This is a genomic window from Asanoa siamensis (genome assembly GCF_016862555.1).
GTDB classification, from domain to species: domain Bacteria; phylum Actinomycetota; class Actinomycetes; order Mycobacteriales; family Micromonosporaceae; genus Asanoa; species Asanoa siamensis.
On the sequence record NZ_BONE01000046.1, the window covers coordinates 65012 to 71172 of the forward strand.

The following is a 6161-nucleotide window of genomic DNA, read 5'->3' on the forward strand; positions in this document are numbered from 1 at the left end:
ACAGTCAGGAGTTCAACCAACATGACCAGCTCGACAGACCCCCGGATCACCCGCGTCCAGGCCGCCCACGCCGCGGTCGCACGCGCGGCCGCGGTCGAGGAGCAGACGATCCGCGACGTCCACGCCGACGGCGCCGAGGCCTCGGCGATCGCCCGCCACGGCCTCGGCACCACCGGCCGCGAACGTGTCCACAACATCCTCAAGCGCGAGCCCGCCGAACCCAGCCCGCCCCCGCTCACCCCGACGATCTACCTGCGCGGCGCCGGCGTCGACGACGACACCTGGGACCGCGTCGACCGGGCGATGTGGGCACGCGGCTGGGCGACGGTCCGCGACCGGACGTCGGCCTGGCACCTCGAGCGCGGGGGCGTCCCGGTCGTCTACGTCGACTTCTCCACCAACGTCGAGGTCGACGACCACCGGGCGGTCATCGTGCAGCTGGTCCGCGCCCGCCACAACGTCGTCGAGCGGCTCGGCACCGTCGGCAGCAGGCTGGAGGACAAGACGCTCTCCGAGCTCGTCCGCGTCAACCCCGACGCACGGGAGTTGCTCGACGCGATGGTTACCCTCGTCGACCAGGAACCCGAGCTGCAGCCCCGCAACGGGTTCATGCGCGGCTGGCCTTACCGCAAGGTGGACGGGCGCCTTGTCCTCGACGAGAAGGTCCTGGCCCGCTGGGTCGGTGGCGTGCTCCACGAGCGCTGAGGATCCGCCACTCACGCTGACGAATCTTCCTGCGCGTCGCCGGCTGCCCGGCTGACGATCAAGGCGTGGCACAAACCGGATCCGCCACATCGTCGCCGTGACCAGCCCGGCCGCGCGGGACCGCGGCAACTTGCACTACCCGGTCGAGCCGATGATCGCGACCGCCGTCGACGAGATCCCCACTGGGCCGGGCTGGGCATACCAGCCCAAATGGGACGGCTGGCGTTGCCTAGGGTGGGTGAGGGAGGCTCGCGTTCAGCTCCAGACCCGCGCCGGGAAGCCGATCGGCGCAGCGTTCCCGGACGTCACTCGGGCGCTGCGGGCCACGCTGCCCCCCGGCGTCGTCGTTGACGGAGAACTGCTGGTGTGGGACTCGGCCAGGGAACGGTCCAGCTTCTCCCTTCTGCAGCGCCGCGCGGCGGCCGGCCGGCACGTCCTACGGATGGCGCGGCAGTACCCGGCGCACTTCGTCGCCTTCGACCTGCTCGCCACCCCCGACGAGTCGCTGCTGCCCGCCCCGCTGGCCGAACGGTTCGCGTTGCTCGAGCAGCTGCTCGCCGGCGCGCCCGCGCCGATCGTTCTGTGCCCGCAGACCGACGACCTGGCGGTCGCCCGCGAGTGGGCTGAGACGTGGCCGTCGACAGGAATTGAGGGTTTGGTCTGCAAGCGCCTCGACCAGGGCTACCGGCTCGGCCGCGGCGGCTGGCGAAAATATCGGGTGCGGACCACGGCTGAGCAGATCATCGGCGGGGTGACCGGCTGGACGTCAGCGCCGCAGACGATCCTGGTCGGGCAATTCGACGCCCGTGGCCGGTTGCGCTACACCGGGCGCTCGACACCGTTAACGGATGAGCAGCGCGCCGAGCTCGGGCCGTTGCTCGAGCGCCCGGTGGCGCAGCGGCGCGGCGTGCCTGTGCGGCATCCGTGGCCGCAGCCGTTGCCGGCGTCGTGGTCGGGGTCGTGGGAGCGGCCGGAGCCGCTGCGCTACGTACAGGTGGAGCCGGCCGTGGTGGCCGAAGTGCTGGTCGACGCGGCTTTCGAGCACGCGAGATATCGCCACCGTGTCAGGTTCGTGCGGCCGCGGCGGGACCTGTCGGTGTACGACGTGCCACTCATCGGCGTCGACGACTGAAGGACTCTGACGCGCGCGTCGGCGCGCCGTCAAAACTTTCCCCCATCTGCCTGCCATGGCGACGGCCGGCCGGGCTAGCGCAGCTCAAACTTGTCGCACCCGTACGTCACACGCTACTCGTGCCCGGCGCGGGCCTCGCGCTGGTGCAGCTCGTACAGGTATGCCGGCTCGCCGGCCGCGTACCCGTCCACAGTCTGCTGATAGACCCGCATCAGCTCGGCGTAGCCCGTTGGTTCGCCAGGGTCTTCTGTGGACCACGGGTCGAACCCGCGCTCGGCCCAGTACGCCTCGATGTGCTGACGCAGAAGATGCCCAGCTGCGCTGTGCCAGCCAGCGAGGTGTGGGAGGCGCTGGTGAAGCGCGGCGGCTTCGTCGTCGGACCGGCTCGCGATCTCGACGAGGGCCTGCCAGGCGGTCTCGTCGCTGCGGGCATCGTTCAGGGTTGGCCGGGACAGGCCGGTGATCATTTGGGCGTAGTTGATTCCGACGAGTCCGCCGGCCGCACGGTCACGGCGTAACAGCTCGCCGATCTCGGCGATCGCGGCCCGGCGGGCGAGGTTGGCGGCCTCGGCGCGCTCGCCGGCATCGCGTAGCGCGTCGACGAGCCGCTCGCGGAATTCGGCGGTCGGCATGTCCAGCTGGGTGTACGGCGTTTCGACCTCGTCGGCGTCGCGGTCCTCCGGCCGGCGGGCGGTACGCGCGGCGGCTTCGGGGCTGAGCCCGGCGACGATTTCGGCGACACCTGCCTTGTACTCGGCGCGGTCGTTGTCGGTGAGCAGGGCGGCGGCGGCGTGCAGGATCCGGGACTGGTTGTCGATCCACCATTTCGCGGCGGTCTGCCGCAGGACGGCGCGCTGCCAGATCCGGGTCAGGAGGGTGTCGAGATCGGCTACTTGTTGTGGCGTCCACGAGGCGGCCTCTGCGGGTGCGGCGTTGCGGGCGCCCCCAGCGGCGATCTCTGTCATGGCATCGACGCGGATGGTCTGCGCCCATTCAACCTGGCGTGGGCTGCCCGTGAGGGTCGGCCAGTGTTCGGCGGCGGCGACCTCGGCGGCGCGCTTGGAGACCCGCTTGCGCGTCGCGGCGACACACGTGGTGCACGGCTGTTCGCCGAGCTGGCGCGCCTTGGTCTCGCGTTGGCCGTGGGTGTTCGGACCGGAGATCTGGTGGTACTCGGTGTGGCCGCACTCGTGTTGGATCTCGTACTGGGCCATCACGCCACCTCCGTGTAAAGCGACTTTACGCAGCGGCGGATGGGATGTAAAGCAGCCTTACATCCACCTGTGAAAATCGTCGGTTGGGAGGCGCTCCGAGATGGGCTGGCCTACCGCCCCTCGCAAACTGTCGTACCCATGCGTCACCATCGATGCTTATGACGACAACGGCCCGACCGGGCAGGCTCACCCCGGAGCACCTGTGGCTTGCCGATGACGAGGACAAGCTCGTCGTGTCCGTGCTCGCGCCCGAGGTCGCTGGCGCCGCCCGGCACGACACGACCGGCCCAGTCACCATCGTCACCCCGTGCCCGGTGCGCAGGGCCGGTGGGCTGCACCCGACCCGACCGGCCCCGGTCGGGCTGCACACCCCGCGCACCGGCGCCGCGCGCCTCGCCTGGGCCGGCACCACCGGCTCCGCGGCTGCCGCCGCCGGCGGGGCGTGGGCCGCCGGCCCCTGGGCCGGCACCGCGCTCATCGTGGCGGGCGCCGCCGTCACCGCGTGGCAGGCGCTGCGCCGCTACACCCGCACCGCCCACCGGTGGGCCGAGGGCCACCAGGTGCTGACCCGCCACGAGGATCGCGACGTGATCAACCGCGCCGCGCAGAACGTCCGGGCGATCGCCGCCTCCTGGCCGCGGCTGCGCACCCACGTGGCCCTCGACGACCCGTCGCCGGCCCTGGTCGACCAGCTCTGGGAACTCACCCTGCGCGTCAGCGAGCGGGCGACCGCCCGGCAACGAGGGCAGGACCTGCGCGCCGCCGCGGTGGACGTGCCCACCGGCTCACGTGTTGCGCTCGAGCTGACCGACCAGATGACGCAGGTCGACCGGGCCGTTGCTCGCCTGGACCGCGCGATCGACCAGCGCCAAGCGGACCTGTGGCGGCTGGCCGATCACGTCCACGCGTTCGTAACCGAGCAGGAAATGCTGGCTCGCGCGCACGCGACGACGCGCAGCGCCGACCAGCACCGCAACGTCCCGTCGGCCGAGCCGGGCGAGACGGCCACGGGCGAACTCACCGACCACACCGCCGCCGTGCTGGCCGCCTACCGGGAGCTCACCCAACGGCCGGCCCTTGACGGGTCGTCGCGGCCGTAGCAGCGGCGCCCGGCCGGAAGGCCACTGCCCGCGCGCACACCGCGCTGGCCGGGACCGTACGAGTCGCCCGCGTGAGCGCTCCTCACACCCGGCCGGTGTCAGCCTCGGCGCGTTGTTTCAGCGTCCTCTTGCTGATGCAGAAATGCGACGACGCATCGGCCGCCCTCGCCGCCTGGCGGCGCATCCGCGTCGCCGCCCGCCGCAGCACGGCTTGGCCGCACCACAGCGGCGTCGAACGTGCCGCCGCCCAGGTCGTACACCGCTACCTCGCCTCCCGCCTGGCTGGATTCGCCGGCGATCTCGACACGGTGGCCGTGCCGACCCGCAGGGGGAGCTGGCTGATCCAGCGTGGCCAGTTCCCACAGCCGAACGCGGCTCAGCCACACCCGTTCAGCGGCGCCGTCGACACCTACACCTCCGGCGCCGGTCAACAGCAGTCCCTCGCGGGAGAGATCGGGTAGGTCGGCCCCGCCAAGGCAGGCGGACACCACCACGAGCCACCGCAGGAGGGGCCGCTCCGGATTCTGCTGTCCCGGACCCGCCGTCGCGGATCTCTGCGCATACGACTTGGCCTGTGCCACGATCTCCTGTCCTTGCGGGGATCCCCGCTCGCCGGAGGGGCAAAAGCTCTGCACGAGCGCCGGCGCGGAGGGACTGCCGTACAGCTTGAACCCGGCGCCAGCCGCCCGGAAGATCATGGGTTCGGTCACGGGCGAGTGGCGGCTCACGGCCTCGAAGACCGCGCCAAAGGACGGGGACCCAGCGGTCACAGCCTTAACGAAGAAATTGGGAACGGCGAGTTGCGCGACCGGAGTGTGGGGCGCGGCCCGCCTCGCGTTGACAGCCGCGGCGGTGGCCTCGTTCTCGATCTCGGTGGCGCGGCGGTGCGCGGCCGCCACGATCGCGGCGGCCCGCTTCTCCGCCGAGGCCAAGACCGCGGCCGCCCGCTTCTCCGCCGAGGCCAAGACCGCGGCGGCATTTTCTTCGGCGCGCTCCTCGATCGCGTTCGCTCGGTCCAAGGACTGATCCACATAGTCGTCTGCCGCTGCAGCGAGGTCTCGCACGCGCACCATCAGCCGGTCGGCCAGCTCTTCGTAGTCCACCGCCCGGGCGTGCGCCGCCTCGGCACGGGCGTGGGATAGTCGAAGCGTTGACTGTGCCGCGCTCAACGCGCGTAGGTGCGGATCATCGCTGCAGCTCGCCAGCCACGCCGATGCCGTCTGCGCCGGCGTGACGCTCACCCGGACTGGCGCCGCAGAGGCGGCAACATCGTCGGGGTGTGCAAGCCCGCTGGCCGCGAGCGCGGCCCGCAGGTGATCCTGGATGCGCTGCCGGGGAACCGCTGCGCCGGCCGCCGCCGCGGCGCCGGCAAGGTCGCGAAGGGCCGAGGCGAGCTCGACCCGCATACGGTCCCGATCGTCGATGTTGGTCACAGGGCCTCCTCCCGCGTCGATCCGGTGGGCGCCTGCGCGGCGGTCTCGACGCGCTCGTCGTTGTATCGGCGGCGCAACCGCAGCCGGGCGTGGAACGCCCGGTTGCGCGCCGCCTCCGGCGTGATCCCGAGCACGGCCGCGATCTCACCGGGCTCGTAGCCGTCGACCAGCAGCGCCATGACCTGGCGCTGCCCCTCCGGCAGCGTTTCCAGGTACTGCATCAACCACTCGCGGTCCTCCCATACGAGCAGCGCGAGGTCGACGACGCCTTCGTCGGCGTCCACGAACTCGCCGGCGGCGACCAGCTGCCTCGCCCGTGCCAGCCCTTCCCGGCCGCGGAGCTTGGCGACACCGCTCCTGACGGCGTGGACCGCGTACGCCAACGGCTCCCGCAGCAGCCCCCATCGCTGCACGATCTCGAGCAGCACGGCTGCCGCCACCTCTTCGGCCTCGTACGGGCTGGCTCCGATGAGCACGCCAAGGCTGACCAGGCGACCGAAATGATCTTCATAGAACTTGATCTGCTCGGGAGCAGCGACAAGCTGCTGCCCGACGTCGGGGGCGGCGGCCGCAGGCG

The 6161-nt window shown here is 71.7% G+C and carries 6 protein-coding genes; 3 read left to right on the top strand and 3 right to left on the bottom strand.

The genetic code is table 11. The annotated features are described in order from the left end of the window. Nucleotides 1–21: 21 nt before the first annotated feature. Both Asi02nite_RS25980 and Asi02nite_RS25985 read left to right on the top strand, forming a co-directional pair. On the top strand, nt 22–705 hold the full coding sequence (locus tag Asi02nite_RS25980; RefSeq protein ID WP_089256138.1) for a hypothetical protein: 684 nt from the start codon (nt 22–24) through the stop codon (nt 703–705). 151 nt (nt 706–856) lie between these two features. Then, nucleotides 857–1837, top strand: a complete 981-nt coding sequence (locus Asi02nite_RS25985; protein WP_203716529.1) for an ATP-dependent DNA ligase — start codon at nt 857–859, stop codon at nt 1835–1837. 113 nt (nt 1838–1950) lie between these two features. Here Asi02nite_RS25985 and Asi02nite_RS25990 read toward each other — a convergent pair whose 3' ends face one another. Continuing rightward, nucleotides 1951–3051 (bottom strand): hypothetical protein, encoded by a 1101-nt coding sequence (locus tag Asi02nite_RS25990; RefSeq protein WP_089256136.1) that lies wholly within the window; start codon nt 3049–3051, stop codon nt 1951–1953. A gap of 158 nt (nt 3052–3209) precedes the next feature. Here Asi02nite_RS25990 and Asi02nite_RS25995 point away from each other — a divergent pair, with 158 nt between their 5' ends. Next, nucleotides 3210–4151: a hypothetical protein gene (locus Asi02nite_RS25995; protein ID WP_089256134.1), complete on the top strand. Its 942-nt coding sequence runs from the start codon at nt 3210–3212 to the stop codon at nt 4149–4151. 98 nt (nt 4152–4249) lie between these two features. Here Asi02nite_RS25995 and Asi02nite_RS26000 read toward each other — a convergent pair whose 3' ends face one another. Both Asi02nite_RS26000 and Asi02nite_RS26005 read right to left on the bottom strand, forming a co-directional pair. Further along, nucleotides 4250–5584, bottom strand: coding sequence for a hypothetical protein (locus Asi02nite_RS26000; protein ID WP_089256132.1), 1335 nt, complete (start codon nt 5582–5584; stop codon nt 4250–4252). Continuing rightward, nucleotides 5581–6161, bottom strand: a 581-nt coding sequence (locus Asi02nite_RS26005) for an RNA polymerase sigma factor (RefSeq protein WP_203716530.1), incomplete at its 5' end; no start/stop codon positions are given. The genes Asi02nite_RS26000 and Asi02nite_RS26005, both read right to left, overlap by 4 nt.

Coding starts and splice junctions, on each gene's coding strand:
- Asi02nite_RS25990 (WP_089256136.1), bottom strand. CDS start 3,051: ATGGCCCAGTACGAGATCCAACACGAGTGCGGCCACACCGAGTACCAC.
- Asi02nite_RS25985 (WP_203716529.1), top strand. CDS start 857: ATGATCGCGACCGCCGTCGACGAGATCCCCACTGGGCCGGGCTGGGCA.
- Asi02nite_RS25980 (WP_089256138.1), top strand. CDS start 22: ATGACCAGCTCGACAGACCCCCGGATCACCCGCGTCCAGGCCGCCCAC.
- Asi02nite_RS25995 (WP_089256134.1), top strand. CDS start 3,210: ATGACGACAACGGCCCGACCGGGCAGGCTCACCCCGGAGCACCTGTGG.